Raw genomic sequence first — 25,736 nt, forward strand, 5'->3', positions numbered from 1 at the left:
TCACACTTCGGCCGAAAACCCCTCCGGCAGATCTCTCGCGTGCGTGACCACGAGCCGTTGCGTGGGCCTCGTCATCGCCACGTAGAGGTCGGACGTCCCGCCCGGCCCCTCGGCGATCTCAGCGGGCTCCACGAGGACGACGGCGTCGTACTCCAGGCCCTTGGTCTCCCGAGGGGTCACCACCGTGACCTGAGCGTCCTCGGGACGCTGGCGGGCGAGGCGGGCTGCCTCGTCGGCGCCGAGGGCGGCGGGCAGGGCCTCGGCGAGGGCGGCGGCCAGGCCGGCCGCCCGGTGCTCGACCGCGACGACGGCCACGCGTCCCGCCTCGGTGCCCACGAACTCCTTGGCGAGGCTGACCGCCTCGGTGACCACGGCGTCGTCGGGCACCGCGCGGAGGCCCTTGCGCCCCGAGCCGCCGGGGCCGGACGTCCCGCCCGGGCCGGACGTCCCGCCCGGACCGGACCGGACCACCGTGAGGGAACCCGGCACGTCGCGGGCCGCGCGCAGCCGCGACACCGGCAGTCCCGCTGCGGTCGCGACGCGCTGCGCCGTGTCGGCGATGGTCGCGGGCGTGCGGTACGAGATCGTGAGCTCGGCGAGACGCCAGCCGCCGCTGCGGAGGACCGGGTCGAGCTGGGCCGGCCACGAGCGGGCGCCCGCAGCCGACGACGTCTGCGCCACGTCGCCCACGATGGTGAGCGACCGCGTGGGTACGCGCCGCACGAGCATGTGCCAGGCCATCGGCGACAGCTCCTGCGCCTCGTCGACCACGACGTGGCCGTAGGTCCAGGCGCGGTCCGCCGCGGCGCGCTCGGCGGTGGTCAGGCTGGGGCCCGTCGCCGCGAAGCGGGAGGCGAGGGTCTCGGCGTCGACCAGGCCGCCGCCCGCCCCGCTGTTCTCCAGCACCGTCCGGGCGTAGTCGAGCTCCGCGGCGCGCTCGGCGTCCCGGGCGCGGGCCTCCGCCAGCGCGATCGAGTCGTCCTCGCCGAGGAGCTCGGCGGCCTCGTCGAGGATCGGGACGTCGGACTCCGTCCACGGCGACCCCGCCTCGCGGCGGAGCAGCTCGCGGTCGCGGCGGGACATCTCCGGCGCCGCCTCGGCGAGGCGGTGCGGCTTGGCGAACAGGTCGCCGACCAGCTTCTCGGGCGTGATCGGGAACCAGGCCAGGTTGAGGGCGACCCGGATGTCGCGGTGCGACCGGAGGTCCTCCATCACAGAGGCCCGGTCCTCCGCGGCCAGCTGCTCGCCCAGCATGTCGCGGTACTGGTTCGCGAGGCGGCCCAGCATGTCGCGCACGAAGGTGGCACGAGCCGCGTTGTGCGGCTTGTGGGCGCGGCGGGCGTGCCCGATGGCGTCGCGCACGTCACGCCGTCGGACCACGAAGTCGTGGCCCTCGACACGGACCGTGAGGTCCCGCTCCGGGACGCGCTCGCGGGCGCGGACGGCGCGGCGGACGATGTCGCGCCACACCAGCCGGCCCTTGATCTCCGCCACGCGTCCCTCGTCCACGCCGGTGGCGCGGATCCCGGGCAGCAGGTCGCCCACGGTGGAGGAGACCACCCCGGTCTCGCCGAGCGAGGGCAGCACCTGGTCGATGTACCGCAGGAACGAGCTGGACGGACCCACGAGCAGCACGCCGGAGCGCTCCAGCAGACGGCGGTGCGCGTACAGGAGATAGGCGGCGCGATGGAGGGCCACGGCGGTCTTGCCCGTGCCGGGGCCACCCTGGACGACGAGCGCGCCCGACAGCTCCGACCGGATGATGCGGTCCTGCTCCGCCTGGATGGTCGCCACGATGTCGGACATCCGGCCGGTGCGGCCCGTCGCCATCGCCGCCAGCAGCGCACCCTCGCCCGAGAGCGTGGTGGCGTCGACGTCGGCGGACAGGTCGAGGACCTCGTCCTCCACACCCGTGACGGAGCGACCCTTGGTGACCAGGTGACGCCGGCGGTGCACCCCGTGCGGGTGCAGCGCCGTTGCCCGGTAGAACGCCTCGGCCGCCGGTGCGCGCCAGTCCGTCAGAAGAGACCGGTGCTCCGCGTCGGTGAGACCGATACGGCCCACGTACCGGGTGCCGCCCTCCGCCAGGTCCAGGCGACCGAAGGCCAACCGGTCCTCCACGGCGTCCAGCTGAGCCGCCCGGTCCTCGTAGTGCGTCGCGAACGCGTCGCGCTCGCTGCGGTTCTGCGGCGTCCCCACGGCACCCGTGAGCCGGACCTCCCGAAGCCGTCCGCGTGTGGTGCCCCGTAGCTCGTCGAGGCGGGCGTAGAGCACGTCTACGACGGCCTGCTCGCGCTCCAGCTCGTCCCGAATGCTCGTCACGCGCACCTCCGTACTGTTCGACGATCGTCCCCTGGTGGCGACCATCGCTTCCGGCCTGACGACCGGCCGTCCATTATTGCCCATCGGCGCCGGACCGTGCGCCGACCGACCCACCGGCGCGGGCGCACTGACAGGTGGTCCGGTCGTGGATAGGATCGCCGCCATGGTGAGCGGCGGGGCAACCCCTGCGAGGTCCGACGACGGCCTCGGACCCACGCACGACGCGCCGCTCGGCGAGCCCCTGACGATCCTGCTCGTCGAGGACGACGACGCGGACGCGCTGCTTGTGGCAGAGCTGCTCAAGGACGCCGAGGTCGAGGCCGACCTGCACCGGGTACGCAGCCTCGACGAGGCGCTCGCGGTCCTGTCGCTCGTCCAGGTCGACTGCCTCCTGCTCGACCTCGGGCTCCCCGACGCCGAGGGCCTCGGCGCCGTCGAGCGGGTCGCCGCCCAGATCGAGACGCTCCACCTTCCGCCCGCGGTCGTGGTGCTCACCGGCCAGACCGGCGACCACCTCGGCGTGCGCGCCGTCGCAGCGGGCGCCGACGACTACCTGGTCAAGGCCGAGACGGACGGCCCGACGCTCGCGCGCTCACTGCGCTACGCGATCCTCCGGCGCCGCTCCGCCGCCCAGCAGCTCGCGCTGTACCGCAGCGAGGTGCGTGCGGCGGAGACCACCCGACTCGAGCGCGCGCTCCTGCCCAAGGAGCTGGTGCGCGACGAGAAGGTCTCCGTGCGGGTCGGCTACCTGCCAGGCGGCAACGGCCTGCTCGGCGGGGACTTCTTCGACACCGTCGAGCGGGAGGACGGCACCCTGTTCACGGTGATCGGCGACGTGGCCGGGCACGGGCCCGACGAGGCCGCGCTGGGCGCGGCCATGCGCACCGCCTGGCGCACGCTCGTCCTGTCCGGCACGGACCCGGACGACGTGCTGCCCCTGATGGAACGGGTCCTCCTGCCCGAGCGCGGCCGGCCGGAGGTCTTCGTCACCCTCTGCCAGGTGGTCGTCACGCCCGACCGCGGGGCGATGGACGTCTACCTCGCCGGCCACCTCCCGCCCCTCCTCGTCACCGGCACCGGCGAGGCCCTCCGGTGCGAGGAGGTGTCGCCGGCCGACCGCGGCCGAGCCCTCGGCATCCCCGTCCGGGGCTCCTGGCGCCCGCGCCGCGTCGACCTCACCGACCCCTGGACCGCCGTCCTGTACACCGACGGGCTCGTCGAGGCGTCCGTCGTGGACGGGACCGCCGTCGGGGGCGCAGGCGACGGGCTCCCTCGCAACCGCCGCCTCGGCGCGCCCGGGCTGCGTGCCGTCGTCACGGAGGAGCTGGCCCGGGGCACCGACGAGATCGTCAACCGGATCCTGCGCCGCGTCCGGAACATCCATGGTGGCCCCCTCGTCGACGACGCCGCGCTGCTGTTCGTCGGCTGGGCCGGGCACGGTGCCACTGCCCGTGGCGAACGGACGTCCACCCTTGCCGACTCCGTGGAGTGGTCGCGCCTATGACGGTGCTCTCCGAGTCCTGGGAGCGCACCGCCGACGGAGTCTCCATGCGGCGACGGCTCGCCCGCCTGCTCGGCGCGATCGCCGCGATGCTGGCCCTGGCGCTCACCGTGGCACTCCTCGCTCTGACCCAGTCGCGGAGCCTCGGCCACCGGGTGGAGGGCACCTTCTACGACGCGATCGTCCACGGGGACAACGCCACCATCGCCCTGCGGGACGCCGACGCCGCCGTCCGGTCCTACGTGGCGACGTGCGACCCCGCGGCGCTCGGCCAGTACGAGCGGGCGCTCGCGGGCGGGACCGGCTCGGGGGACGCCGGCCCTGCCGGTCTCGACCTCCTCGACGCCTCCACGCTCGCCGCTCTCGAGCGGGAGGAGAACCCGGAGATCTTCCTTCGCCACGGGTCCGCGGAGGCGAGCGTCGACCAGTGGGTGGCCGTCGTCGGCATGGCGTCCGTGGAGGCTGTCGACACCGCCCGGGAGGAAGCCCGGACGGGCGGGCCGACCTGTCCTGAGCGGGCGGCAGCGCTGGCGCCGTCGGCCGACCGTGCCGAGCTCTTCCTCCGGCAGGCCCAGCGCGACGTGGCTGAGTATCTGGACGAGGTGAAGGCTCAGCGCGAGGCGGCCCTCACGACGCAGGAGCACTGGAACCAGCTGCTCCTGGGCTCGGTGGTCACGCTGGTGCTCGTGGTGGTGCTCATGGGGGCGCTCATGTGGCTCGCGCTCGAGACCTGGGTGATCAAGCCTCTGCAGCTGCTCTCGGCGTCCGTACGGATCGTGAGCGGCGGCGTCCTCGAGCGAGAGATCCACCCTGACGTGGGGGTGGGCGAGGTCGCGGTGCTGGCCGCGCACGTCGAGACGATGCGGCGTGAGCTGGTGCACCAGGTGGACGAGATCCGCCTGTCGCACCAGGAGATCGAGGACGCGCACCGGCGGCTGAGCCTCCAGACGGAGGAGCTCGGGCGGTCGAACCGTGACCTGGAGCAGTTCGCCTACGTGGCGTCGCACGACCTCCAGGAGCCGCTGCGCAAGGTCGCCAGCTTCACGCAGCTGCTGCGCAAGCGGTACGGCGGGCAGCTCGACGAGACCGCGGACCTGTACATCGACTACGCGGTCGACGGCGCCAAGCGGATGCAGCAGCTCATCCAGGACCTGCTGGCGTTCTCGCGGGTGGGCCGTGTCACGGCCGCCCGGACCGACGTCCCGCTCGAGGAGCTGCTGGCGGCGTCGGTGGCGGACCTCGACGAGCTGATCCAGGAGAACGACGCGGTGGTGACCCACGGGCAGCTGCCGGTGGTCCACGGCGAGCGGGCGCTGCTGAGCCAGCTCGTCACGAACCTGGTCAGCAACGCCGTGAAGTTCCGCCACCCGGACCGCCGGCCCGAGGTGCACGTCGACGCGCGGGGGATGCGGGCCCACTGGGAGATCTCCGTGGTCGACAACGGCATCGGGATCGACCCGCGGTACACCGAGCGCGTGTTCGTGATCTTCCAGCGTCTCCACGGCCGTGAGGACTACCCCGGGACGGGGATCGGCCTCGCCCTCGTCAAGAGGATCGTGGAGCACCACGGCGGCAGGGTCTGGATCGAACCGACCCCGGGCGGCGGGACCACCGTGCGCTTCACGCTGGCGCGCACGCCGTCCACAGGGGCGGCGGGGCGTGCGTCGACCGAGCGGGCCCAGTCCACTACGCTCGGGTGACCCGGCCTGGTCAGGGCCGAAGCATCGGGGGGCAGGTTGATGGCGGAGGGCCAGAAGGTGGTCGAGATTCTCCTGGTCGAGGACGACCCGGGCGATGTGCTCATGACGCGCGAGGCGTTCGAGGACTACAAGATCGCCAACCGTCTCTCGGTCGTGACCGACGGCGTGAGCGCGCTGGAGTTCCTGCGCCGGCAGGGTGAGTACGCGGACGCGCCGGCTCCCGACCTCGTCCTCCTTGACCTCAACCTCCCGCGGATGGACGGCCTCGAGGTGCTCGCCGTGGTCAAGAACGACCCCGCGCTGCGGCACATCCCCGTGGTCGTGCTGACCACGTCGGACTCGGAGGAGGACATCATCGGGTCCTACTCGCTGCACGCGAACGCGTACGTGACCAAGCCGGTCGACTTCGAGCGGTTCATCGACGTGGTGCGGCAGATCGACGACTTCTTCGTCTCCGTGGTGCGGCTGCCCGGTCGCTGACGCGGGTCGCTGACGCCCGTCCGGTCGCCCGGACCCGGCGACGATGCCCGGTCCGCACGTGAACCTCCCGTCATGTCCTGTGACGACACGCCGGTAGGCTGCGCCGGTGGCGAGGGCGCGCACAAGTTGCCGGCAGCGGGAAGCATCCGAGCCTGCCTCGTTGTTAACTCCCTCGAAGGACGACGCACGTCAGGAGGATGAGGCCAGGTGCTGGACCCGCAGGGCATCTACGAGGTCGACGAGGCAGCGGTCGCCCGAACGCTGGGGGAGGGTTCTCCCGCAGGTACCGACGGCCCCGTGCTGGTGCACGCCGTCAAGGGCTTCGTCGACGCCGGGGCGGCCGGAGAGCTCGCCGTGGCGCACACGCGGTCGGAGCTGACGTGGGAACGTCTCGCGACGTTCGACATGGACCAGCTCCTCGACTACCGCTCCAAGCGCGCAACGTTCACGTTCGACACCGACCGCTGGGCCGACTACGAGGAGCCGTACCTCGTGCTGGACCACGTCACCGACGGCGAGGGCACCGGCTTCCTGCTGCTCCACGGGGTCGAGCCGGACCTGCAGTGGGAGCGAGTGGTCGGCGCGGTCCGCCAGCTGGTGGAGCGCTTCGGCGTGAGCCTGACGGTAGGCCTGCACGGCATCCCCATGGGCGTGCCGCACACCCGCCCCCTCTCGCTCACGGCGCACGCGACGCGCTCCGGCCTCGTTGACGACTACACGTCCTGGTTCGGCTCCGTGAAGGTGCCGGGATCGCTCGCCGCGCTGCTGGAGTACCGCCTCGGACAGGCGGGCCACGACGCGCTCGGCTTCACGGTCCACGTGCCGCACTACCTGGCGCAGTCGCAGTACCCGCCCGCGGCGGTCGTGGGGCTCCGCCACGTGGAGCGCGCCACCGGCCTCGACCTGCACCTGTCGGCGCTCGACGCCGCCGCGACGGACGCGACGCTCGAGGTGGAGAAGCAGGTGCAGGAGTCGAGCGAGGTGGCCGCCGTGGTGAAGGCGCTCGAGGAGCAGTACGACGCGTTCGCCCGCTCCGTGGGCCGGACCAACCTCCTCGCCGAGACCGCGCCGCTCCCCACCGCCGACGAGCTCGGCGCGGAGTTCGAGCGTTTCCTGGCCCAGCAGAACGGCGACTGACCCCGCGACACACGGTGTCAGGAATGTGCGTGTTCTGTGGCATCCGTAAGTGAGCCATGCCACACTGGCGCCGTTGCACGTGCGTACCAAGGCATGACCCGTCCGTTGGTCGTGAGCACGAGGGATGCATTGCGGCACGGCGGCGGGTATCGGGCCCGCCGGCGGATCCCGGACGGAAGGTCGAAGGACAGCATGGCGCAGGGTTCTGTGAAGTGGTTCAACGCGGAGAAGGGCTACGGGTTCATCGCCCAGGACGGCGGCGGCGCTGACGTCTTTGTCCACTACTCCGCCATCGAGACGAACGGGTACCGCACTCTCGAGGAGGCCCAGCGGGTCGAGTTCGAGATCACCCAGGGCCCCAAGGGCCCGCAGGCAGAGCAGGTCCGCCCGCTCTGACGGTACCGGCAGAGGCCGCGCCCCCTCGGGGACGCGGCCTCTGCCATGCCCGGGTCACGCCGCGGGCAGAGGGTCGGTCGGCAGCGGCGCCGCCGTCCCGGCGAAGCGCGTGGCCTCGTCACCCACGAGCAGGGTCGCGGGGACGGCGAGGGTCCGCAGTGCCCGCCCGAGGGCGGGTTCCCGAAGATCGAGGGCCGTCCCGGTCGCGTCGCCCGTGCCCCTCCGCTGCCCGACGGCGGCGCTCGTCCCGGGCGCGGCGGTCGTCGCCTCCTCGGGCTCGGGCAGGGCGCGGACGGCGGCGAGCACCACGTTGCCGTAGCGGCGTCCCTTGAGGACAGCCGGCTCGGCCACGGCTGCGAGCCGCCCTTGGCCTGCGGCGTCGGGCCCGAACACCGCGGCGAGCGTCGCCACCTCCCGGCGCGCGATGGTGAGGGGCGGCCGGTCCGCGCAGTTGACGAGCAGGACGCCCCCGGGCCGGAGCACGCGCCGGGCCTCCGCGGCGAAGCCGGAACCTACGAGGTGGCCGGGGGTGCTGTCCCCGGCGAAGACGTCGCGGACCACCACGTCGTAGGACTCGTCGGGCAGGGAGGCGAGCGCACGGCCGGCGTCGTCGGCCCGCAGCCGCAGCCGGGGGGCGCGGGGCAGGGCGAACCAGGCCCGGACCAGCTCGAGGAGCCGGGAGTCGAGGTCGACGCCGAGCTGCCGGGAGTCCGGGCGCTCGTGCTCCACGTGGCGCGCGAACGCGCTCCCGGCCGCCCCCAGGTGCAGCACGCGGAGCGGGCCGCCGGGGAGCAGTGCGACCACCGCGGCCATCTGCTGCATGTACTCGAAGTCGAGAAATCCCGGGTCGTCGAGGTCGAGGCTCGAGCTGGGCACGCCGTTGACGTGCAGCGTCACTCGCTCGGGGTGGTCAGGGTCGCGAACGACCTCGGCCGTGCCCGTGTCGATCGGGACCTGGCCCACGGGAAGGTCCGCCGGGAGTGTCAGAGGTCCGGAGGAAGATGTGGAGCGTCGGACGGAGCGGGCAGCGCGGCGGGCCATGGGCTCAGTCTCTCGCGCCCGGCCGGGCCGCTTGACAGAGTAGAACGCATGTTCGATAGTGAGGCGAGGATCGATCGAAGGAGGTCGGCGATGGGTGGGATGCAGGAGACGTCGGGGGCTCAGGCTCACGTGATGGTCCCTCGCATGACGCCGCGCGTGGTATCGCCCGCGGTCAAGGAGCTGCTCCGCCGCGCGGACGCCGAGCTCGCGGCGGCCGCGGCCGCTGACGACCCGGGGGACCGGTTCGTGCACGGCCACCTGGCGGCGATCCGCTCCGCGGCGGCGGTGGTGGCCCTGCGGGGCCGTCCCACGCGGCGTTCGGGTGCCCGCACGGTCTGGGAGATGCTCGCGCACGTCGAGCCCGACCTGGCCGCCTGGTCGGGCTACTTCGCCTCCGGCGCGCGACTGCGCGCAGCGGTGGACGCCGGTCGTTCGGGCGAGGTCGAGCCCGCGCGTGCCGACGAGCTGGTCGCCTGCGCGGAGGACTTCCGTGACGAGGTGGCGATGCTCGTCGACCCCGACGCCGGGTTCTCCCGGCAGCCCCGCCTCGCCCTCGTCCCGGCAGCCTCGTGAGCGCGCCGTGAGCAGGGGCCCGCGTGCCGTGGGCGCGCACCGTGACTGGGGCGACGACGAGTCGGGCTGCGCCGTGCTCCACATCGACATGGACGCCTTCTTCGCCTCCTGCGAGCTGGCGCGCCGGCCCGAGCTGCGGGGGCGGCCGGTCATCGTCGGCGGGCGCGACCGGGGCGTCGTGCTGGCGGCCACCTACGAGGCGCGGGCGTTCGGCGTGCGCTCCGCCATGCCGATGACGCGGGCGCGGGTGCTGTGCCCCCAGGCCGTGGTCGTCCCGCCCGACCACCATCTGTACCACGACGTCTCGCGGTCGGTCATGGAGCTCCTCGGGCAGGTCACGCCCATCGTGGAGCAGATCAGCGTGGACGAGGCCTTCCTCGACGTGAGCGGAGCCCGGCGCCGCCTGGGAGCGCCCACGGCCATCGGTGCCGCGCTGCGCGAGCGGATCCGCGCCGAGCACGGCGTCACCGCCTCGGTCGGTATCGCCAAGAACAAGTTCGTCGCCAAGCTGGCCTCCACGCACGCCAAGCCGGACGGGATGATGCTCGTCCCCGTGGCGGCCACCATCGACTTCCTCCACACGTTGCCCGTCGGCGCGTTGTGGGGCGTAGGCGAGCGCACCGAGGAGGCCCTCGCGCGGTGGGGCATCACCACCGTCGAACAGCTGGCCGGCACCGACCTGCTGAGCCTCCAGTCGGCCGTGGGATCCGTCACAGGGGCGCACCTCCACGATCTTGCGTGGGGCCGCGACCCCCGCCCCGTCGTCCCTGGCCGGGAGGAGCGGAGCATCGGCGCCGAGACCACGTTCGCCACGGACCAGCACGACGCCAGGGTGGTGGAGCGCCGCGTGCTCGAGCTCGCGGACCGCGTGGCGGCCCGGATGCGGCAGCAGGGCGTCGTGGCGCGCACCGTGGCGGTGAAGGTGCGCACCAGCGACTTCCGCACTCTCAGCAGGTCCCGCACCCTCAGCGCCCCCACCGACGTGGCCCGCGAGGTGTTCCTGGTGGCGCGCGAGCTGGTGGCGGGCGTGGACCTGCGGGGGCTGCCGGTGCGCCTCGTCGGGGTGCGCGGAGAGAACCTGCAGCGGCGGGAAGGGTCTGTCGGGCAGCTCACGCTCGAGGAGGCGAGCGACCCGCGCGGAGAGTCGCAGCGCGAGGCCGAGCTCGCGCTGGACGCGGTGCGCGAGCGGTTCGGCCGGGCGGCGATCGGTCTTGGGGCCCCGACGCGGTAAAGCGAGCGCTCCCAGCCCAGGTAGGATACTTAGACCTGGGAGAATGACCCTGATATGACCAGGATGTCGACTACCACGTACGGCCCGAGCGGCTTATCCTGAAGTAGACACTGTTCCTTTGCGAGATCCGGGGGTCTCGATGCCTCTGTCCGAGTACGAGCAGCGTGTGCTGGAGCAGATGGAGCGCGCACTGACCTCTGATGACCCGCGACTTGCCAACACGCTCCAGTCGACAGGTCGGCGCTCACCACTGCGCTTCGTCATGGCGGGGATCGGTGTCGTCGCCGGTCTCCTCCTCCTGGTCTTCGGCGCGGCCAGGGGCGAGACGTTCGGCACCATCGTGGGAGCCGTCGGGTTCATCCTGATGTTCACCGGCGTCACGTTCGCGATCACCGGCCCACGCAAGCCCAAGCAGGGCACGCTGGGGCTCGTGAACCCGGACGGGAGCGTCCGGTCCGGTCCGCAGGCACCGGCCAAGAGCAAGGGTGGTGGCGGCTACGCAGGCCTCCTCGCCCGTCTCGAGGAGCGGTGGGACAAGCGGCGTGGGGGTCAGGACGGTCGAGGCTGACCTCCTGACGGTGAATACCAGCACGGCCCCGCACCTGACAGGTGCGGGGCCGTTCCGTGTCCGGTGCGTTGGCCGAGCAGCACCTCAGGTCTTGCCGCTCAGCGCCCCTGTCAGTGCCGCAGTCAGCTCGCCCGTCAGGGCCTCCAGCTGTTCCGCCGACGGCGGCACGTAGTCCCGCGCGTACCGCTCCGACTCGGCGGCGTCCGCCAGCGCGACGAGCTGATCCGCCACGTCGGCGGCCAGCGGCTCGCCCGTCCGTGCCCGGACCTGGGCGTCGATCGCCTCGGGAGCCCGCCGCAGCGTCGTCGACGGCGGGAGCACCACGTCGCGCTCGGCGAGCACGGCGAGCACCCGTGACCAGGCGCGCTCCGGGTCGAGCACCTCCACCTCGGTCCGTCGGCGCAGCAGCCACACCACGACACCCGTGATCAGCAGCAGCCCGCCGATGCCGGTCGTCAGCCACACCCAGAACGGCATGGAGTTCTCGGCCGCGCCGCCGCCGGACCCGCTCCCGGCGCCGGCTGACGCGCTCGCCGTCGCGGACGGTGCGGCCTGGCTCGCCGTGGGCTCGGCGGACGGAACCTCCTGCGGTTCCTCGGGCTGCAGCGGCGCCGGAGCGACGAGGGCAGGGTCGGCATAGCGCGGCGGGGCCCCGGTCTGGACCGCCGGGGTGGGCTCGAAGCGGACCCACCCGGCGTCCGCGAAGTAGATCTCCGGCCACGCGTGCGACGCCTGCCCGGTCACGGACCAGGTGCCGTTGGCCGACCGCTCGCCGGGCAGGTAGCCCACCCCCAGCCGCGTGGGGATCCCGAGCGAGCGAGCCATGACCATCATCGTGCTCGCGAACTGGACGCAGTAGCCCTCGCGCTGCTCGAGGAAGTCCCAGACCGGGTCGTCGGAGTCGTCGTAGGTCGTGTCGGGCGTGTAGATGAAGCGGCCGCCGTCGCGCAGGTACGACTGCAACGCCATGGCCTGGTCGTACCGGGTGGGAGCCGACCCGGCGATCTCCTCGGCGAGGGCCGCGATCTCCGCGGAGTGCTCCGTGGTGGGCACGTCCGTGTAGCCCGACGACCCCGGGTCGGGTCCGACCGCGCCCCGCAGGCCCTCGGGGCTGAGCGCCCGGTCGAAGACCGACATCGTGTAGACGTCGCCGGTCCGGGTGTCCCGGTCCCCGCGGACCTCGTCGCGCGTGTTGTAGTACTCCCAGCTGTTGCCCTCGATCCCCACGGAACGCGGGTCCACGGGGATCGGCAGCTCGGGGCTGGAGAGTCCGCGGATCGTCATGGTGACGTCGCGGGAGCCCTCGCCGGCGGAGAACCCGCCGGGCCACAGCACGTCGCCGTCGTCGAAGTCGCGACCGCCGCCGTCGAGCACCGCCCGCTGCGACCGCGCGCCGTCGAACGCGGTGAGGGTGAACAGGCGGAGCGGTCCGACGTTCGCCTCGTCCGAGGTGCGGTACGTCAGGACCACCTCGTTCGACCGGGCGCCGAGGGGCTCCCGCAGGTCGAGCTCGTCGGACAGCTGAACGGTGCGCGCCTCGGTGGCGATCAGCTGGGAGAACCCTCGGGCGAAGGCCGGCAGGGCGTTCAGGCCGGAGCCGACGCCGTGGGCCAGGACCGCGACCAGCAACGACGAGACGGCAGTGATCCCGGCCCGGCGGCGCTGGGCGTGCCGCACCGCGGGGTCGCGGGGCTCGGACCGGCGTCCGGGCATGGCCCCCGCCGGGTCGACCGTGAGGAGCAGGAGCGCCACGCTGACCACGACGACGAAGACCCACGAGGGCACGTCGCCCATGAGCGTGAGCGCCGGGGCCCACAGCAGCAGCAGCGGCAGAGCCGCCAGGGCGGGCATCCTGGCCTCGGCGAGCGAGTCGGCCACGAGGAGGACGAGGAGCGTCCCTCCCACGGCGGCCACGCCGATGGCGAGCGAGTCGTCGACCGGCGCCACCTCGTCGCGCATGATCTCCCCGGCGGACCGCAACCGCTGCCCGAGGCGCTCGAAGGACTCCGCTCCGACGAAGAGCTCCGCCTGCTGCGTCGGGGCGCCGAAGCGGGCGAGGAGGAACCAGAGGCCAACGGCCGAACCGGCCACGGTGCTCCAGAAGGCGATGGCGCCGCTGGCCTGCCCGGGCGTACCTCGGCCCGACGACGCGCCGCGGCTCTTGCCCGCCGCCGCGCCGCCGGCCTCGCTCGCCTGGGCGGCGCGGGTGATGTCGGCGCGGATCATGAGGACCCGCACCACGTTCGTGGTGAGCGCGACGAGGAGGACCCCCTGGGCCCCCGCGACGGTCCAGGCGCCCGGCTCGATGACGGCGCCCAGCGTGAGCATGGAGACGAGGACGGCGACGGTGACGAGCGCGCCCGTGACGATCGTCCGGACGAAGGGTCCGCGGTATGCGGGGATCATGAGGCACGCTCCGAGAGTGCGGCCCAGGCGCGCTCCGGCTCGGTGCGCGACTCGGTGACCGCCACGTGCCAGCCGGTGGCGCGCAGCTCGACGGCGGTCTCCTCGACCTCGTGCCGGAAGCCGGTCTCGCGCGGCGCGACGAGGATCGCCCAGCAGGTGCCGTCGGCGGCCAGCGCGGCGACCTGGCCACGTACCGCGGGCGGGACGGGGCCGAGGACGGCCACGATGATCTCGCCGGCGGACCGGGCGAGACGCAGGGCATGGGCGGTGTTGGCCACGGCGCGCTCGGCCTCGGCGGCGCCGTGGTGGCCGTCGAGGTCCACCGTGGCGTCGAGGATCAGCGGCCGGCCCGCGCGCGTGGTCGCGAAGCGGGCCCCGTCCACCTGCGGCACCACCGCGGTGGACACGAGACGCGCCGGGTGCCCGGCCTCCAGGAAGGACACGGCGATGGACGCCGCCAGCTCGACGGCCCATTCGCCGTCGTCGATGGCGGCGGGGTTGCGCGGGGCGATGGCGGTCCCGGTGTCGTAGCGGTGCGGGAGGAGCGACCGGTCGACCAGCACCGTGACCGGACGCACGCCGGCGGCCTCGTCGGCACGGACCATGAGGTGCCCGCGCCGGGCGGCGCTGGCCCAGTGCACGCGGCGCGGGTCGTCACCGGCCACGTACTCGCGGAGCACGGAGTCGTCGGTGGACTGCAGGCGCGCGCCGGTGGACGAGCGGTCGACGTCACCGAGCGCCCGGGTCCGGACAGGCAGCTCGACGGTGCGCGGCCACACAGCCACCCCCGTCGCGTCGCCGAGCGGCTGGGTGGTGCGGACCAGACCGAACACGTCCGTGCGGGTCGTCAGCAGGGGGCCGAGCGGCCAGCGGCCACGGCGCGTGGGCGTGAGCTGGTAGCCGACGGCGATCCGGTCGGCCCGGGCTGACACCCGCGCGCGGATCCCCTCGTGCCCGGCGAGCTCGTGGGCCGCCTGCTCCGACAGGCGGAGGCGGGCCAGGCGCTCGTAGGCGGCGCCGGTCGGGGCCACCGCGGCGACCAGGAGCGACGCGTCGGCGGTGCGGCCCCGCACCACGGGGCTCGGGGTCACGTGGCGGACCACGCGCAGCGCGCCGGAGCCGGCGTCGAGACGCTGGCCGCCGGTCACGACCCAGGCCACGCCCACGGCGAGGAGACAGGCGGCGCCGAGTGCGACGACGTCGGACAGCGCGAGGACCAGGCCCGAGACCATCAGGATCCCGCCCGTGCAGACCGCGCCGACGCCGCGCGGCGTGAGCCGTACGCGGCTCGCGCGCGCCAGGAGCTCACGAACGTTCATCGTCGTCAGCGACTGTTCCGGTGCACGTGGCGGTCGGACGCGTCGAGCGCCGGGACGGGCGTCTGCTGGACGATCTGGTCCACGATCGCCTCGGACCCCACGCCGCCGAGGCGCGACTCGGTGGTCAGGATGAGCCGGTGCGAGATGACCGGGCGGGCGAGGCGCTGGACGTCGTCGGGCAGGACGTAGTCCCGGCCGGACATGGCCGCGAGAGCCTTGGCCGCGCGGAGGAGCTGGAGCGACGCACGGGGCGAGGCGCCGAGCTTCAGGCCCTGGTGCTCGCGGGTGGCCGTCACGAGGGCGATCACGTATCGCTTGACCGCGGGCGACGCGTAGACCGTCCGGACGAGCGCCGCGCACCGCAGGATCGTGGCCCCGTCCGTCACCGGTGAGAGGTGGGCCAGCGGGTTCTCCGCCTCCTGCCGCTCGAGCATGAGCATCTCGGCGTCGAGGTCGGGGTAGCCCACGGTGATGCGGGCCATGAAGCGGTCGCGCTGGGCCTCGGGGAGGGGGTACGTACCCTCCATCTCCACCGGGTTCTGCGTGGCGACCACCAGGAATGGCCGGGGGAGCATGTGGGTGGTGCCGTCGACGGTGGTCTGGCCCTCCTCCATGCACTCCAGCAGCGCGGACTGCGTCTTGGGGGAGGCGCGGTTGATCTCGTCGCCGATGACGATGTTGTTGAACACCGGACCCGGGCGGAACTCGAACTCGTGGCTGCCCGTGCGGAAGATGTTGACGCCCGTGAGGTCGCTCGGCAGCAGGTCCGGCGTGAACTGGATGCGGCCCACGTGGCAGTCGATGCTCTTCGCGAGGGCCTTGGCCAGCGTCGTCTTGCCGACGCCGGGCACGTCCTCGATGAGCAGGTGGCCCTCGGCGAGCAGCACCGCGACGGTGAGCTCTGCCAGCCCCGGCCGGCCCGACACGACGGTCTCGATGGCGGCCCGTACCCGCGACGTGACGGCGACCAGCTCCCCGAGGGGGTTCGACTGGGACGCCTGGGGGGCGCCGTAGCCTGCGGTGGCACGTGGCTCGACCAGGCCTGACGTCGGTGGATCGGGGAGCATAGGACCTCCGTCGGCGTCGGGACGCTGCTGTGTGCCCGGGTGTGGGCGCGGCACGGGCCGCGCCGCGGCCCGTGGAGGGAAGCCTAGTCGTTTCTGGGGTATGCACTGTTACCTGGGTCACGGTTCTCCGCTGCCCGACGGCGGCCCGGCCGACGCGGGTATCCGGCGCGCCACCGCGGCGGGGCGGGACCGGGGGTTGGCTGGTGAGGGCGGGATTTCACCCGCCTGGCTGGGGCTCCGGCGCTCGCGTGATCGGCAGCTTGATGCATGATCGGCAGTTCGAGCTGCCGATCACGCACCGAACTGCCGATCACATGAAGCGCAGTCGACGGAGTAGTTGCGGCTCTCGAGGAGCTGCGCCCTCGTTCGGAGGAGCTTGTCTGTGCGGTGGGGAGGCGGGATGCCGCTGGCTACCTTCGGATTCGGTCCGCCACGGATCCCGGGCGCTGGGCGGACGTGTCGACGTACGGGGTCCCTGTGTTCTGGCTCAGCGTGAACGGCGGATACGCCGCCTTCGAGGTCGATGACGACCCGTCCGACGACGAGGTGCGGCAGTACCTGGAGAAGGACGTCAGGCTCGGAGTGCACTACGTGCGGTCCGCGGCGACGCCCGAGCGTGAGGGGCGGCTGCGCCTGCCGGTCGTGCGGATCGCGACGGACGGCGACGAGGCTGTTCTGCGCCTGTCGGTCCCTGACACCCTGAGGTTTCTGCTCGGGCTGCGGAGGCTGTGATGACTCCGGAGGAGCGGGAGGCCACGCGCCTCGGCGCGGAGGCTCTCGATCGGGCGTTGGTCGCGCTCGGCCGGCGCCCCGCCGCCGAGAACCCCGACTTCCGCGCGGGGGAGCCACTTGCGGGGATCTTTCCCACCCTCCTGCTCGAGAAACCTGGGGTGGCGCCGTTGACCCTTGTTCTGGCGCCTTACCTCGACGTCTGGGTCGGGCCCTTCTCGGAGGTGGTGCTCATCGTGATCGAGGAGTCGTCGCCCGGCGAGGTGCAGGGGCTACTGGAGAAGGTTCTGCGGTCAGCGGTGACGTGCAGGAAGGGCAGATGGGCCACGACAGTCACCCTTCAGATCCCGGGCGAGGAGCCGTGGATCCGGCTCAAGGACCTCGGGACGCGGGGCAAGGCAAGCCTCGAAGGAGACTTCCTGCCGTACGTCGACGGCGCGCGTAGGGTCGGCGTCATGGCGTACGACGACGATGTTGCCGCTCAGATCCGGGATCAGCTCGCCGGTGTCCCCGAGGTGACCGAGCGCAAGATGTTCGGCGCCCTGGCCTTCCTGGTCGCGGGGAACATGGCGGTCGCGGCGAGCGGCCAGGGCGGGATCCTGGTGCGCGTCGGCGACGAGGCCGACGAGCTCATCGAGACCACGCCCGCGACACGGCCCGAGATGGGGACGCGAACCATGAAGGGCTGGGTCCACGTCGACACGGGCGACCTCGGCCCCGGGGACCTGTCGTCGTGGGTCGACCGCGGCGTGGCATACGCCCGCTCGCTGCCGCCCAAGTAGGTCGCTGGAAGCCTCGACGAAGCCCCCGCAACCGCCTAATCGATTAACCCACTCCAGATCGTCGAAGCGCTTCACTAAAGTTTCGGCGCCGGGCACGACGTCGTGCCCACGGGGCTCTCAGGGCTCCGACCGTCTGCACGAAGGAGTGACCACGGATGAGATTCCGTCCAGCGCTCGCGACCCTTGCCGGGTTCGGGCTCGTCGCCTCCGGGCTGGGAGTCGCCGCCGCCGTCGCGGCCACGCCCAGCGCCACGAGCACAGCCACAGCGGCAACGACCGACTACGAGTGGGGCAACGTCGAGATCGTCGGCGGCGGGTTCGTCCCCGGCCTCGTCTACAGCCAGGGCGAGTCGGGCCTCGTCTACGCCCGCACCGACGTCGGCGGCGCGTACCGCCTCGACCCCGCCACCCAGCGGTGGGTCCCGCTGCTCGACCACGTCGGCTGGGGCGACTGGGGCCACAGCGGCGTCCTCAGCATCGCCGCCGACCCGGTGAACACGAACAAGGTGTACGCCGCAGTCGGCTCGTACACGAACTCCTGGGACCCGAACAACGGCGCGATCCTTCGCAGCAGCGACCGCGGCGAGACCTGGCAGAAGACCGGCCTGCCCTTCAAGGTGGGCGGGAACATGCCGGGTCGCGGCATGGGCGAGCGCCTCATGGTCGACCCCAACGACAACCGCGTCGTCTACTTCGGCACGGAGGGCGGCAACGGCCTCTGGCGCAGCACCGACAGCGGCGTCACCTGGTCCAAGGTCGCGAGCTTCCCCAACCCGGGCAACTACGTGCAGGACCCCGCCGACCCCAACGGCTACCTCACCTCCAACCAGGGTGTGGTGTGGGTCGTCTTCGACCCGAGGACCGGTAGCGCCGGCTCGCGCACGCAGACGATCTACGTGGGCGTGGCCGACAAGGAGAACAACGTCTACCGCTCCACGAACGGCGGCGCCACGTGGCAGCGCGTCCCCGGCCAGCCGACGGGCTTCATCCCGCACAAGGCGGTCCTCGACGACGAGGGCGGCCAGCTCTACGTCGCGACGTCGGACACGGGCGGCCCGTACGACGGCGGCAAGGGTGACGTCTGGCGGCTCGACACCGCCACCGGCGTGTGGACGCAGATCAGCCCCGTGCCGTCGTCGTCCAGCGACGCCTACTTCGGCTACTCGGGCCTGACGATCGACCGCCAGGACCCCGACACGCTCATGGTCGTGAGCCAGATCTCCTGGTTCCCGGACATCCAGGTCTTCCGCAGCACCGACCGTGGCGCCACCTGGACCCAGATCTGGGACTGGGCCGGCTACCCGAGCCGCACGCTCCGCTACTCGCTGGACACCGCGGGCTCCCCGTGGCTCGACTTCGGCAAGCAGGCCACGCCGCCGGAGACCAGCCCCAAGCTCGGCTGGATGACCGAGGCGTTCGAGATCGACCCGTTCAACTCGAACAAGTTCATGTACGGCACGGGCGCGACCATCTACGGCGGGAGCAACCTCACCGCGTGGGACACCGGCGGCACCGTGAACATCTCGGTCAAGGCCCAGGGCCTCGAGGAGACGGCGGTGCAGGACCTCGCGGCGCCTCCCGGGGCGGTCGACCTGGTCTCCGGCATGTATGACATCGGCGGCTTCGTCCACGACGACATCAACACCGTGCCCAGCAAGTACCACTACTCCCAGCCGTACCACGGCGGGGTCCTCAGCGTGGACTTCGCCGAGCTCGCCCCCGCCACGATGGTGCGCGCGGGCAACGGCGGTGACACGGACTCCCACCTGGGTGTCTCCACCTCGAACGGCGGCTCGTGGTGGGCGGCCCAGCAGCCGGCCGGCGTCACGGGGGCCGGGACGGTCGCGGTCAACGCGGACGGGTCGCGCATCCTCTGGAGCCCCGAGGGCGCGGGCGTGCACGTCTCCACGACGCTCGGCTCCTCGTGGACCGCGTCGACGGGCGTGCCCGCCGGCGCCAAGGTCGAGGCCGACCGCCAGGACCCGCAGACCTTCTACGCGTTCCACCAGGGCACGTTCTACCGGTCCACGAACGGGGGTGCGTCGTTCACGGCGTCGTCCGCCGCGGGTCTTCCGGCGTCGGGCCCGGTGAAGTTCGCGGCGGTGCCCGGCCGTGCCGGCGACGTCTGGCTCGCCGGCGGCGAGACCGACGGCACCTACGGCATGTGGCGCTCGACCGACCGCGGGGCGACCTTCACGAAGTTCGCCGCGGTCCAGGAGGGCGACGTCGTCGGCTTCGGCAAGGCGGCCCCCGGCCGCACGTACCCGGCGGTGTACACGTCGTCGAAGATCGGCGGGGTCCGGGGCATCTTCCGGTCCGACGACGCCGGTGCCACCTGGGTCCGCATCAACGACGACGAGCACCAGTTCGCGTGGACCGGCAACGCCATCACGGGTGACCCGGACGTCTACGGGCGGGTGTACCTCGGGACCAACGGCCGCGGCATCGTGGTGGGCGACTTCACCGGGACGGCTCCTTCGCCGACGGCGAGCCCGATGCCGTCCGTGAGTCCGTCGCCCTCCGTGACGCCTACCCCGACGGACTACCCGTCGCTCCCGAACCCGACGGAGTCGCCCACGGCCGGCCCGACCCCGGCCCCGGTGATCTCCTGCACCGCGACGTTCAAGCAGACCGGCAGCTGGCCCGGCGGCTTCCAGGGCGAGGTGACCGTGAAGAACACGGGCACCACGGCCGTGCAGGCCTGGCGGCTGGCGTGGACCTTCGGCGCCGGCACGACGATCCAGAGCGCCTGGGGTGCGGACGTGACCCAGACGGGGACGTCGGTCCTGGCGAAGGCGCCGTCCTGGGCGCAGAACCTGGCTCCCGGCGCCTCGGCGACCATCGGGTTCGTCGGCGGGACCTCCGGGACCCCGGCCGCGAGCGGCTTCACGCTCAACGGGAAGGTGTGCTGACCCGCGGGACGTGAACGCGCCAGACTGCTTCCAGGATCGTCTACGAGTCGGTAGGCGGACCTGGGAGCAGTCTGGCGCGTTCGCCACGTGGGGCCCCGAGCGGCCTCCACATCCCTCCCCGGCGCCGGGTGAACCGGGCTGTGGCCTCCGTCACCTGCGTGTCGCAGCGCGCCGCGCCGCGGCCCCGCCACGGCCGCGACCCGAATCGGTAGGCACCCGCACGAAACGGCCAAGGCGACGCGCCGGTGCCCAGGATTCCTCCACCGCTTCTTTGCCTGAATGACCTGCATCTTGACCGGAACCACGCGCGCGTCCCAGTCGTTTTCCCAGGAGAAGTGGAGGGAAGTGGAGTAGCGTGGAGCGCGCGGGAGCCCGAGGGGAGGTGCGAGCCGTGGACACAACGACATCAGGGGTGTTCGCCGGCTCGGGCCTGCTGCTCGGCACGTACACCCCGAAGCTCGACGAGAAGGGTCGGTTGATCCTTCCCGCCAAGTTCCGGGGTCGTCTTGCGTCCGGGCTCGTCATGACCCGAGGGCAGGAGCGGTGTCTGTTCCTGCTGCCGATGGACCAGTTCCAGCGGATGTACGAGCAGATCAGTCAGGCGCCGGTCACCAACCGGCAGGCGCGTGACTACCTGCGGATGTTCCTGTCGGGCGCCAGCGACGAGGTGCCCGACAAGCAGGGCCGGATCGGTATCCCGGCCCCGCTGCGGGAGTACGCAGGGCTGGAGCGCGATGTCGCCGTGATCGGGGTCGGCACCCGGGTGGAGGTCTGGGACGCGGACGCCTGGACCACCTACCAGCAGGAGAAGGAGTCCGACTACGCCGAGACCGCGGAGGAGATGTTTCCCGGGATCGGATTCTGACGAGCAGCCGCCGGGTCCGCCCGGTGAGGCCTCCTCCCGCAAGGGTCCGGCACACTTCCCCGGTGCCGGAAAGGAGCGGAGGGAGACCTGACCGGACGGGCCGGCAGGCCGGGAACCACGACGACGCACAGGAAGGAGGGGCACATGGACGAGACGCCGGACCGTGACACGCGCGACCGTCACCTGCCCGTCCTCCTGCAGCGCTGCGTCGACCTCCTGGCGCCGGGCCTCTCCGAGCCGGGCTCCGTGCTGGTGGACTGCACGCTCGGGATGGGCGGCCACACCGAGGCCGTGCTCGAGCAGCTCCCGCACGCCCGTGTCCTCGGCATCGACCGCGACCCGCAGGCGCTGCGGCTCGCGGGCGCACGCCTGGAGCGTTTCGGCGACCGGTTCACCCCGGTCCACGCGGTGTACGACGAGATCGGCGCCGTCGTGGCCGAGCACGCGAGCGGCAGCGTCCAGGGCGTCCTCATGGACCTGGGCGTGAGCTCGCTGCAGCTCGACGAGACGGAGCGCGGCTTCGCGTACGCGCAGGACGCGCCGCTCGACATGCGGATGGACCCGACCCGCGGCCTCACGGCGGCGGACGTGCTCAACACGTACGACGTGCGCGACCTGGCCCGGATCCTGCGCGAGTACGGCGAGGAGCGGTTCGCGCCGAAGATCGCGCGAGCCATCGTCCGGCGACGCGAGGAGCGGCCGTGGGTGCGGAGCGGCGAGCTCGTCGACCTGCTGCGCGCGACGATCCCCGCGGCCACGCGCAAGACCGGCGGCCACCCCGGCAAGCGCACCTTCCAGGCGCTGCGCATCGAGGTGAACGGCGAGCTGGAGGTCCTGGAACGCGCGGTCCCCGCGGCGATCGAGGCGCTCGCCGTGGGCGGCCGGATCGTCGTGGAGTCCTACCACTCGCTGGAGGACCGCATCGTGAAGCGCGCGATCGCGCGCGGGATCGTGTCGAGCGCCCCGCCGGGCCTGCCGGTGGAGCCGGAGACGCACAAGCCGTACCTCGAGGCCCTGACCCGTGGCGCCGAGGAGGCGGACGCAGAAGAGCTGGGACGCAACCCGCGCTCGGCGTCGGTCCGCCTGCGTGCGGCCCGCCGGGTACGACCTACACCTGACCACATGAGGGAGGACCGACGATGAGCGCAGAGCGCGCCCAGGCGCCCCTCCGGGCACCGCACAGGGCGGACCGCCCGGCCGAGGCACCCCGTAGCCGCCGGCCTGGCCTCACCGCGATCACCGGCGGCGCGTCGTACCGGCGCGGCCGCTTCGACGCGGTGCGTGCCCCGCTGCACGCCACGTCACGCGTGCCGTTCGTCGTGCTCTGCGCGACGCTCCTCCTGGGTTCCCTGATCGCCGTGCTGATCCTGAACACCACGCTCGCCCGCGGCTCGTACGAGATGTCGCGGCTGCAGCGGGACGTGGGCCAGACGGCCCAGGACGTCCAGGGCCTCCAGGAGTCGCTGCGCCAGGCGGAGTCCACGCTGGACGACCGCGCCCGTGCGCTCGGCATGGTCCCGGCGGAGAACCCCACCATGGTCAGCGTCGAGACGGGCGAGGTGGTGACGGGGGCCACCCCGTGACGGGCACCGAGCCTCGTCGCGGTCAGGGTCGTCCCGCACCGGACGGTCCGACGTCGGCACGCGCCTCGGGCGGCCGCCCCACCCCGGGAACGGGGCGGGGCGGCCGGCCCGCGCCCGCGCCCGCGAAGAAGGTACCGGCGAAGAAAGCGCCCGCGAACGGTGCTCCGGCGAGGAAGGCTCCGGCCCGCGACGCCCCGCAGCAGGGTGCGCCCGCGAAGCGCGCCCCGGCGCAGGGGGCGCCGCGTTCGGGGGCCTCCAGGACCCCCACCACGAAGGGCACCCCGAGGGCCGCGGGCGCACAGCCGCGCAGCTCGTCCGCCGCGAGCCCCGGGACGAGCCGCACCCGGGTGACGAGGACGCCCGAGCCGGCCGACCGGCGCCCTTCCCCCACGAAGCGTCCTCGCTCCGCTGCGGGTCTTCGCGGGGACCCCGAAGGGCGTCGGACCTCCGCGACCGGCAAGGCCGCACCCGCGCGAGGTCAGGCCCGCGCCACCGGTCGCACCGCGCAGCCTGCCGCCCGGATGGGGCTCCAGGCCCCGCCGCGCCGGCCCGCGCCGTCGCGCCGCCGGGTCGCCCGGCCGACGCCGCGGCTGCGCCGTCCCGGGAACCCCGACGTGCGCCAGCGCTGGCTCATCGGGCTGGCGGCGCTGGTGGTGCTGCTGTTCGTCGGCCGGCTGGTGCAGGTGCAGGTCTTCCTGGGGCCGGCGCTCGCGCAGGACGCCCAGGAGAAGCGACTCGCGACGACGGTGACACCCGCGCACCGCGGCGACATCACCGACGTGAACGGCGTGGTGCTCGCCACCTCGGTGGACCGCTACACCGTGGTGGCCGACCAGAGGTCGATCCAGAGCTTCAGCGGCCACAACCGTGTCGACGCCGACGGGCAGCCCGTCCAGGACGGTGCCCTGGGCATCGCGCAGCTGCTCGGGCCCGTGCTCGGGACCCCCAAGGCGGAGCTCGCCGCCAAGCTCAGCGGCGACTCCGGCTACGTGGTGCTCGCCCCGAGGGTGGTGCCCGAGGTCCAGCGCGCCATCGCCGACCTGCGGATCCGTGCCTACGTGCGCACGGACCTCGTGTCGCAGCGGGCGTACCCGTCGGGCACGGTGGCCGGCTCGCTCGTGGGCTACATCGACGCCGAGACCCAGTCGGGCCAGGGCGGCGTCGAGAAGGCGTACGACGACGTGCTCGCCGGAGAGGCGGGGTCCGTGACGTTCGAGCAGAGCCGCGACGGCCAGCAGATCCCGACCGGCGACCAGGAGACCGTGCTCGCGGTGCCGGGGCAGGACGTGCGCCTCACGCTGGTGCACGACGTCCAGTGGAAGGCCCAGGACTCCATCGACCAGGCGGTGTCCGCGACGGGCGCCGAGTACGGCGTCGTCGTGGTGCAGGACGTGCGGACGGGCGAGATGGTGGCGCTCGCGGACTCCGGGTCCGTGGACCCGAACGACCGCACCACCGACCGCGTGGCCGAGGGGTCGCGCGCGGTGAAGGACCTGTTCGAGCCGGGGTCGACGGGCAAGGTCATCACCATGGCCGCCGCGCTCGAACGGGGGTACTGGACGCCCGAGAGCCAGTTCACCGTGCCCGACAGGTACACGGCGTCCAGCGGGCAGACGTTCCGCGACTCGCACGACCACCCCGTCCAGCAGCTGACGCTCACGGGCATCCTGGCGGAGTCGTCGAACACCGGCACCGTGATGGTGGGGGAGAAGATCCCGGTGCAGGTGCGGTACGACTACCTGCGCAAGTTCGGGTTCGGCGAGGTGTCCGGGCTCGGGCTGCCGGGAGAGTCGAAGGGCCTCCTGAGCCCCGCGGAGTCGTGGGACGCCCGCACCAAGGACGTCGTGCTCTTCGGGCAGGGCGTGTCCGTCAACGCGATCCAGGCCACCTCCGTGTTCTCCACCGTGGCCAACGGCGGCGTGCGGATGGCGCCCACGCTGCTCGAGGGCACGGTCGCCGCGGACGGCACGCTGGTCCCGGCCGAGCGCCCGTCCGGGAAGCGGGTGGTCTCCGAGGAGACCGCCGGCACGCTGCTGCACATGATGGAGTCCGTGGTCGACGGCGGCACGGGGAGCGACGCGGCGGTCCCCGGGTACCGGGTGGCCGGCAAGACCGGGACCGCGCAGCTGTGGCTGGACAACGGCGGCGTCACGTTCGTGTCGTCGTTCATCGGCGTGGCCCCGGCCGAGGACCCGAGGTACACGGTGTCCGTGTTCCTCAAGAGCCCGCGCACGTCGATCTTCGGTGGCGAGGTGGCGGCCCCGGTGTTCCGGGACGTCATGGGCTTCACGCTGCAGAAGATGGACGTGCCGCCGTCGAGGGAGCCGTACACCCCGCTGCCGACGACCTGGTGACTTCACCCCGCGCGGCCGCCCGCCGTCAGGCCAGCGGCCTCGCCCGCTGCGCCCCCGCAAGCGTCGCTGCCAGGATCGCCTCGATCGCGAACGCGGTCGTGTCGGCGAGGTCCACGGCCTCGGGGTCGAGCAGCCACTGCACCTGGAGGCCGTCCATCACGCCGATGACGGCGCTCGCGGCCCGGTCGAGGTCGGCGTCGGGGATCTCGAAGCCGTCCTCGCCCCCGGCGGCGACGCGCTCGTCCACGACCTCCCGCAGCGCCTGCGCGATGTCTGCCCGCAGCCCGGTGAAGCGCTGGGTCACCCAGGGGGCCGCGGGGTGCCCGTCGGTCACGGACTCCCCGGTCAGGACGGAGTAGGCCTGCACGATGCCGCGCCGGTCGGCGTTGATGCGCGCGGTCTTGACGAGGTGCCGGAACAGGTCGAGCCCGCCGGGGATGTGCTTGCCCTCGAGGTGCTCCACGTCCACCCGGTCGCGGTACTCCAGCACCTCCCACAGCAGCTTGTCCTTGCTGCCGAAGTGGTGGAGCACGCCCGCGTGGGTGATTCCCACCTGCTCGGCGACGTCCACGAGCGAGCCCGCGTGGTACCCCTTCGAGCCGAACACGCGCGTGGCCGCACGCAGGATCTCCTCCCTGCGCTGCGCCCGCGCGGGGCGCGCGGGACGCGTACGAGGGGGTGCCGGTGTCGTCGCGTCTGCCATGTGGCTACGATACTGCCCCGACGGGACTTACTAACTGGTAAGTAAGTGTGGTTCAATCGTGCCTGCC

Annotated in this window: 22 protein-coding genes; 15 read left to right on the plus strand and 7 right to left on the minus strand. The window is 73.0% G+C overall.

Annotated elements, in window-relative coordinates; all coding sequences use genetic code 11:
- Positions 1-2,322: a HelD family protein gene (locus D1350_RS07135; protein WP_125775279.1), complete on the minus strand. Its 2,322-nt coding sequence runs from the start codon at positions 2,320-2,322 to the stop codon at positions 1-3.
- A 145-nt stretch (positions 2,323-2,467) separates the two neighbouring features.
- Between D1350_RS07135 and D1350_RS07140 the strand changes: the two genes are divergently transcribed.
- The 5 genes from D1350_RS07140 (at position 2,468) to D1350_RS07160 (ending at position 7,536) form a co-directional block, all read left to right on the plus strand.
- Positions 2,468-3,826, plus strand: coding sequence for a PP2C family protein-serine/threonine phosphatase (locus D1350_RS07140; protein WP_240643936.1), 1,359 nt, complete (start codon positions 2,468-2,470; stop codon positions 3,824-3,826).
- Positions 3,823-5,523, plus strand: coding sequence for a sensor histidine kinase (locus tag D1350_RS07145; RefSeq protein WP_240643937.1), 1,701 nt, complete (start codon positions 3,823-3,825; stop codon positions 5,521-5,523). Before D1350_RS07140 ends, D1350_RS07145 begins: the two co-directional genes overlap by 4 nt.
- Positions 5,524-5,562: 39 nt before the next feature.
- Positions 5,563-6,003, plus strand: coding sequence for a response regulator (locus D1350_RS07150; protein WP_125775280.1), 441 nt, complete (start codon positions 5,563-5,565; stop codon positions 6,001-6,003).
- Between the two features lie 207 nt (positions 6,004-6,210).
- A complete protein-coding gene (locus D1350_RS07155; RefSeq protein ID WP_125775281.1) occupies positions 6,211-7,140 on the plus strand; it encodes a PAC2 family protein in 930 nt (309 codons plus the stop codon).
- A 192-nt stretch (positions 7,141-7,332) separates the two neighbouring features.
- On the plus strand, positions 7,333-7,536 hold the full coding sequence (locus D1350_RS07160) for a cold-shock protein (RefSeq protein WP_125775282.1): 204 nt from the start codon (positions 7,333-7,335) through the stop codon (positions 7,534-7,536).
- A 54-nt stretch (positions 7,537-7,590) separates the two neighbouring features.
- On the opposite strand, the gene D1350_RS07165 is transcribed toward D1350_RS07160, so the two are convergent.
- On the minus strand, positions 7,591-8,577 hold the full coding sequence (locus D1350_RS07165) for a spermidine synthase (protein WP_125775283.1): 987 nt from the start codon (positions 8,575-8,577) through the stop codon (positions 7,591-7,593).
- A gap of 90 nt (positions 8,578-8,667) precedes the next feature.
- Here D1350_RS07165 and D1350_RS07170 point away from each other — a divergent pair, with 90 nt between their 5' ends.
- The 3 genes from D1350_RS07170 (at position 8,668) to D1350_RS07180 (ending at position 10,949) form a co-directional block, all read left to right on the plus strand.
- Positions 8,668-9,150 carry an SAV_6107 family HEPN domain-containing protein gene (locus tag D1350_RS07170; protein WP_164545060.1) on the plus strand — a complete coding sequence of 161 codons (483 nt, stop codon included), beginning with the start codon at positions 8,668-8,670 and terminating at the stop codon, positions 9,148-9,150.
- A 7-nt stretch (positions 9,151-9,157) separates the two neighbouring features.
- Positions 9,158-10,381, plus strand: a complete 1,224-nt coding sequence (gene dinB, locus D1350_RS07175; protein WP_125775284.1) for a DNA polymerase IV — start codon at positions 9,158-9,160, stop codon at positions 10,379-10,381.
- A 139-nt stretch (positions 10,382-10,520) separates the two neighbouring features.
- Positions 10,521-10,949, plus strand: coding sequence for a DUF3040 domain-containing protein (locus D1350_RS07180; protein WP_125775285.1), 429 nt, complete (start codon positions 10,521-10,523; stop codon positions 10,947-10,949).
- Between the two features lie 84 nt (positions 10,950-11,033).
- Here D1350_RS07180 and D1350_RS07185 read toward each other — a convergent pair whose 3' ends face one another.
- Genes D1350_RS07185 through D1350_RS07195 form a run of 3 tightly spaced genes read right to left on the minus strand, consistent with a single transcriptional unit; the run spans position 11,034 to position 15,741 of the window.
- Positions 11,034-13,355: a transglutaminase TgpA family protein gene (locus D1350_RS07185; RefSeq protein ID WP_125775286.1), complete on the minus strand. Its 2,322-nt coding sequence runs from the start codon at positions 13,353-13,355 to the stop codon at positions 11,034-11,036.
- Entirely contained in the window at positions 13,352-14,674 is a 1,323-nt protein-coding gene (locus D1350_RS07190; protein ID WP_125775287.1) for a DUF58 domain-containing protein, read from the minus strand. Before D1350_RS07190 ends, D1350_RS07185 begins: the two co-directional genes overlap by 4 nt.
- Before the next feature lie 5 nt (positions 14,675-14,679).
- Entirely contained in the window at positions 14,680-15,741 is a 1,062-nt protein-coding gene (locus D1350_RS07195) for an AAA family ATPase (protein WP_125775288.1), read from the minus strand.
- 477 nt (positions 15,742-16,218) lie between these two features.
- Between D1350_RS07195 and D1350_RS07200 the strand changes: the two genes are divergently transcribed.
- The 6 genes from D1350_RS07200 (at position 16,219) to ftsL (ending at position 22,612) form a co-directional block, all read left to right on the plus strand.
- Complete coding sequence (locus tag D1350_RS07200; RefSeq protein WP_125775289.1) at positions 16,219-16,473, plus strand: hypothetical protein; 255 nt, start codon at positions 16,219-16,221, stop codon at positions 16,471-16,473.
- Positions 16,473-17,252 (plus strand): TfoX/Sxy family protein, encoded by a 780-nt coding sequence (locus D1350_RS24340; RefSeq protein WP_240643939.1) that lies wholly within the window; start codon positions 16,473-16,475, stop codon positions 17,250-17,252. The genes D1350_RS07200 and D1350_RS24340 overlap by 1 nt, the downstream gene beginning before the upstream one ends.
- 155 nt (positions 17,253-17,407) lie before the next feature.
- Positions 17,408-20,164: a cellulose binding domain-containing protein gene (locus tag D1350_RS07210; RefSeq protein ID WP_125775290.1), complete on the plus strand. Its 2,757-nt coding sequence runs from the start codon at positions 17,408-17,410 to the stop codon at positions 20,162-20,164.
- Between the two features lie 430 nt (positions 20,165-20,594).
- Positions 20,595-21,029: a division/cell wall cluster transcriptional repressor MraZ gene (gene mraZ / locus D1350_RS07215; RefSeq protein ID WP_125775410.1), complete on the plus strand. Its 435-nt coding sequence runs from the start codon at positions 20,595-20,597 to the stop codon at positions 21,027-21,029.
- A 144-nt stretch (positions 21,030-21,173) separates the two neighbouring features.
- Complete coding sequence (gene rsmH / locus D1350_RS07220; RefSeq protein ID WP_125775291.1) at positions 21,174-22,172, plus strand: 16S rRNA (cytosine(1402)-N(4))-methyltransferase RsmH; 999 nt, start codon at positions 21,174-21,176, stop codon at positions 22,170-22,172.
- Positions 22,169-22,612 (plus strand): cell division protein FtsL, encoded by a 444-nt coding sequence (ftsL, locus tag D1350_RS07225; protein WP_125775292.1) that lies wholly within the window; start codon positions 22,169-22,171, stop codon positions 22,610-22,612. The genes rsmH and ftsL overlap by 4 nt, the downstream gene beginning before the upstream one ends.
- A 22-nt stretch (positions 22,613-22,634) precedes the next feature.
- Here ftsL and D1350_RS07230 read toward each other — a convergent pair whose 3' ends face one another.
- A complete protein-coding gene (locus D1350_RS07230; RefSeq protein ID WP_125775293.1) occupies positions 22,635-23,003 on the minus strand; it encodes a hypothetical protein in 369 nt (122 codons plus the stop codon).
- A gap of 130 nt (positions 23,004-23,133) precedes the next feature.
- On the opposite strand from D1350_RS07230, the gene D1350_RS07235 reads away from it, so the two are divergent.
- On the plus strand, positions 23,134-24,966 hold the full coding sequence (locus D1350_RS07235) for a peptidoglycan D,D-transpeptidase FtsI family protein (RefSeq protein ID WP_125775294.1): 1,833 nt from the start codon (positions 23,134-23,136) through the stop codon (positions 24,964-24,966).
- 25 nt (positions 24,967-24,991) lie between these two features.
- On the opposite strand, the gene D1350_RS07240 is transcribed toward D1350_RS07235, so the two are convergent.
- Positions 24,992-25,669: a TetR/AcrR family transcriptional regulator gene (locus D1350_RS07240; RefSeq protein ID WP_125775295.1), complete on the minus strand. Its 678-nt coding sequence runs from the start codon at positions 25,667-25,669 to the stop codon at positions 24,992-24,994.
- Between the last annotated feature and the right edge of the window lie 67 nt (positions 25,670-25,736).

The organism is Antribacter gilvus, from assembly GCF_003946865.1.
Lineage (GTDB): Bacteria > Actinomycetota > Actinomycetes > Actinomycetales > Cellulomonadaceae > Antribacter > Antribacter gilvus.

Coding starts and splice junctions, on each gene's coding strand:
- D1350_RS07145 (WP_240643937.1), top strand. CDS start 3,823: ATGACGGTGCTCTCCGAGTCCTGGGAGCGCACCGCCGACGGAGTCTCC.
- D1350_RS07150 (WP_125775280.1), top strand. CDS start 5,563: ATGGCGGAGGGCCAGAAGGTGGTCGAGATTCTCCTGGTCGAGGACGAC.
- D1350_RS07160 (WP_125775282.1), top strand. CDS start 7,333: ATGGCGCAGGGTTCTGTGAAGTGGTTCAACGCGGAGAAGGGCTACGGG.
- D1350_RS07165 (WP_125775283.1), bottom strand. CDS start 8,577: ATGGCCCGCCGCGCTGCCCGCTCCGTCCGACGCTCCACATCTTCCTCC.
- D1350_RS07170 (WP_164545060.1), top strand. CDS start 8,668: ATGGGTGGGATGCAGGAGACGTCGGGGGCTCAGGCTCACGTGATGGTC.
- D1350_RS07180 (WP_125775285.1), top strand. CDS start 10,521: ATGCCTCTGTCCGAGTACGAGCAGCGTGTGCTGGAGCAGATGGAGCGC.
- D1350_RS07185 (WP_125775286.1), bottom strand. CDS start 13,355: ATGATCCCCGCATACCGCGGACCCTTCGTCCGGACGATCGTCACGGGC.
- D1350_RS07190 (WP_125775287.1), bottom strand. CDS start 14,674: ATGAACGTTCGTGAGCTCCTGGCGCGCGCGAGCCGCGTACGGCTCACG.
- D1350_RS07195 (WP_125775288.1), bottom strand. CDS start 15,741: ATGCTCCCCGATCCACCGACGTCAGGCCTGGTCGAGCCACGTGCCACC.
- D1350_RS24340 (WP_240643939.1), top strand. CDS start 16,473: ATGACTCCGGAGGAGCGGGAGGCCACGCGCCTCGGCGCGGAGGCTCTC.
- D1350_RS07210 (WP_125775290.1), top strand. CDS start 17,408: ATGAGATTCCGTCCAGCGCTCGCGACCCTTGCCGGGTTCGGGCTCGTC.
- rsmH (WP_125775291.1), top strand. CDS start 21,174: ATGGACGAGACGCCGGACCGTGACACGCGCGACCGTCACCTGCCCGTC.
- ftsL (WP_125775292.1), top strand. CDS start 22,169: ATGAGCGCAGAGCGCGCCCAGGCGCCCCTCCGGGCACCGCACAGGGCG.
- D1350_RS07235 (WP_125775294.1), top strand. CDS start 23,134: ATGGGGCTCCAGGCCCCGCCGCGCCGGCCCGCGCCGTCGCGCCGCCGG.
- D1350_RS07240 (WP_125775295.1), bottom strand. CDS start 25,669: ATGGCAGACGCGACGACACCGGCACCCCCTCGTACGCGTCCCGCGCGC.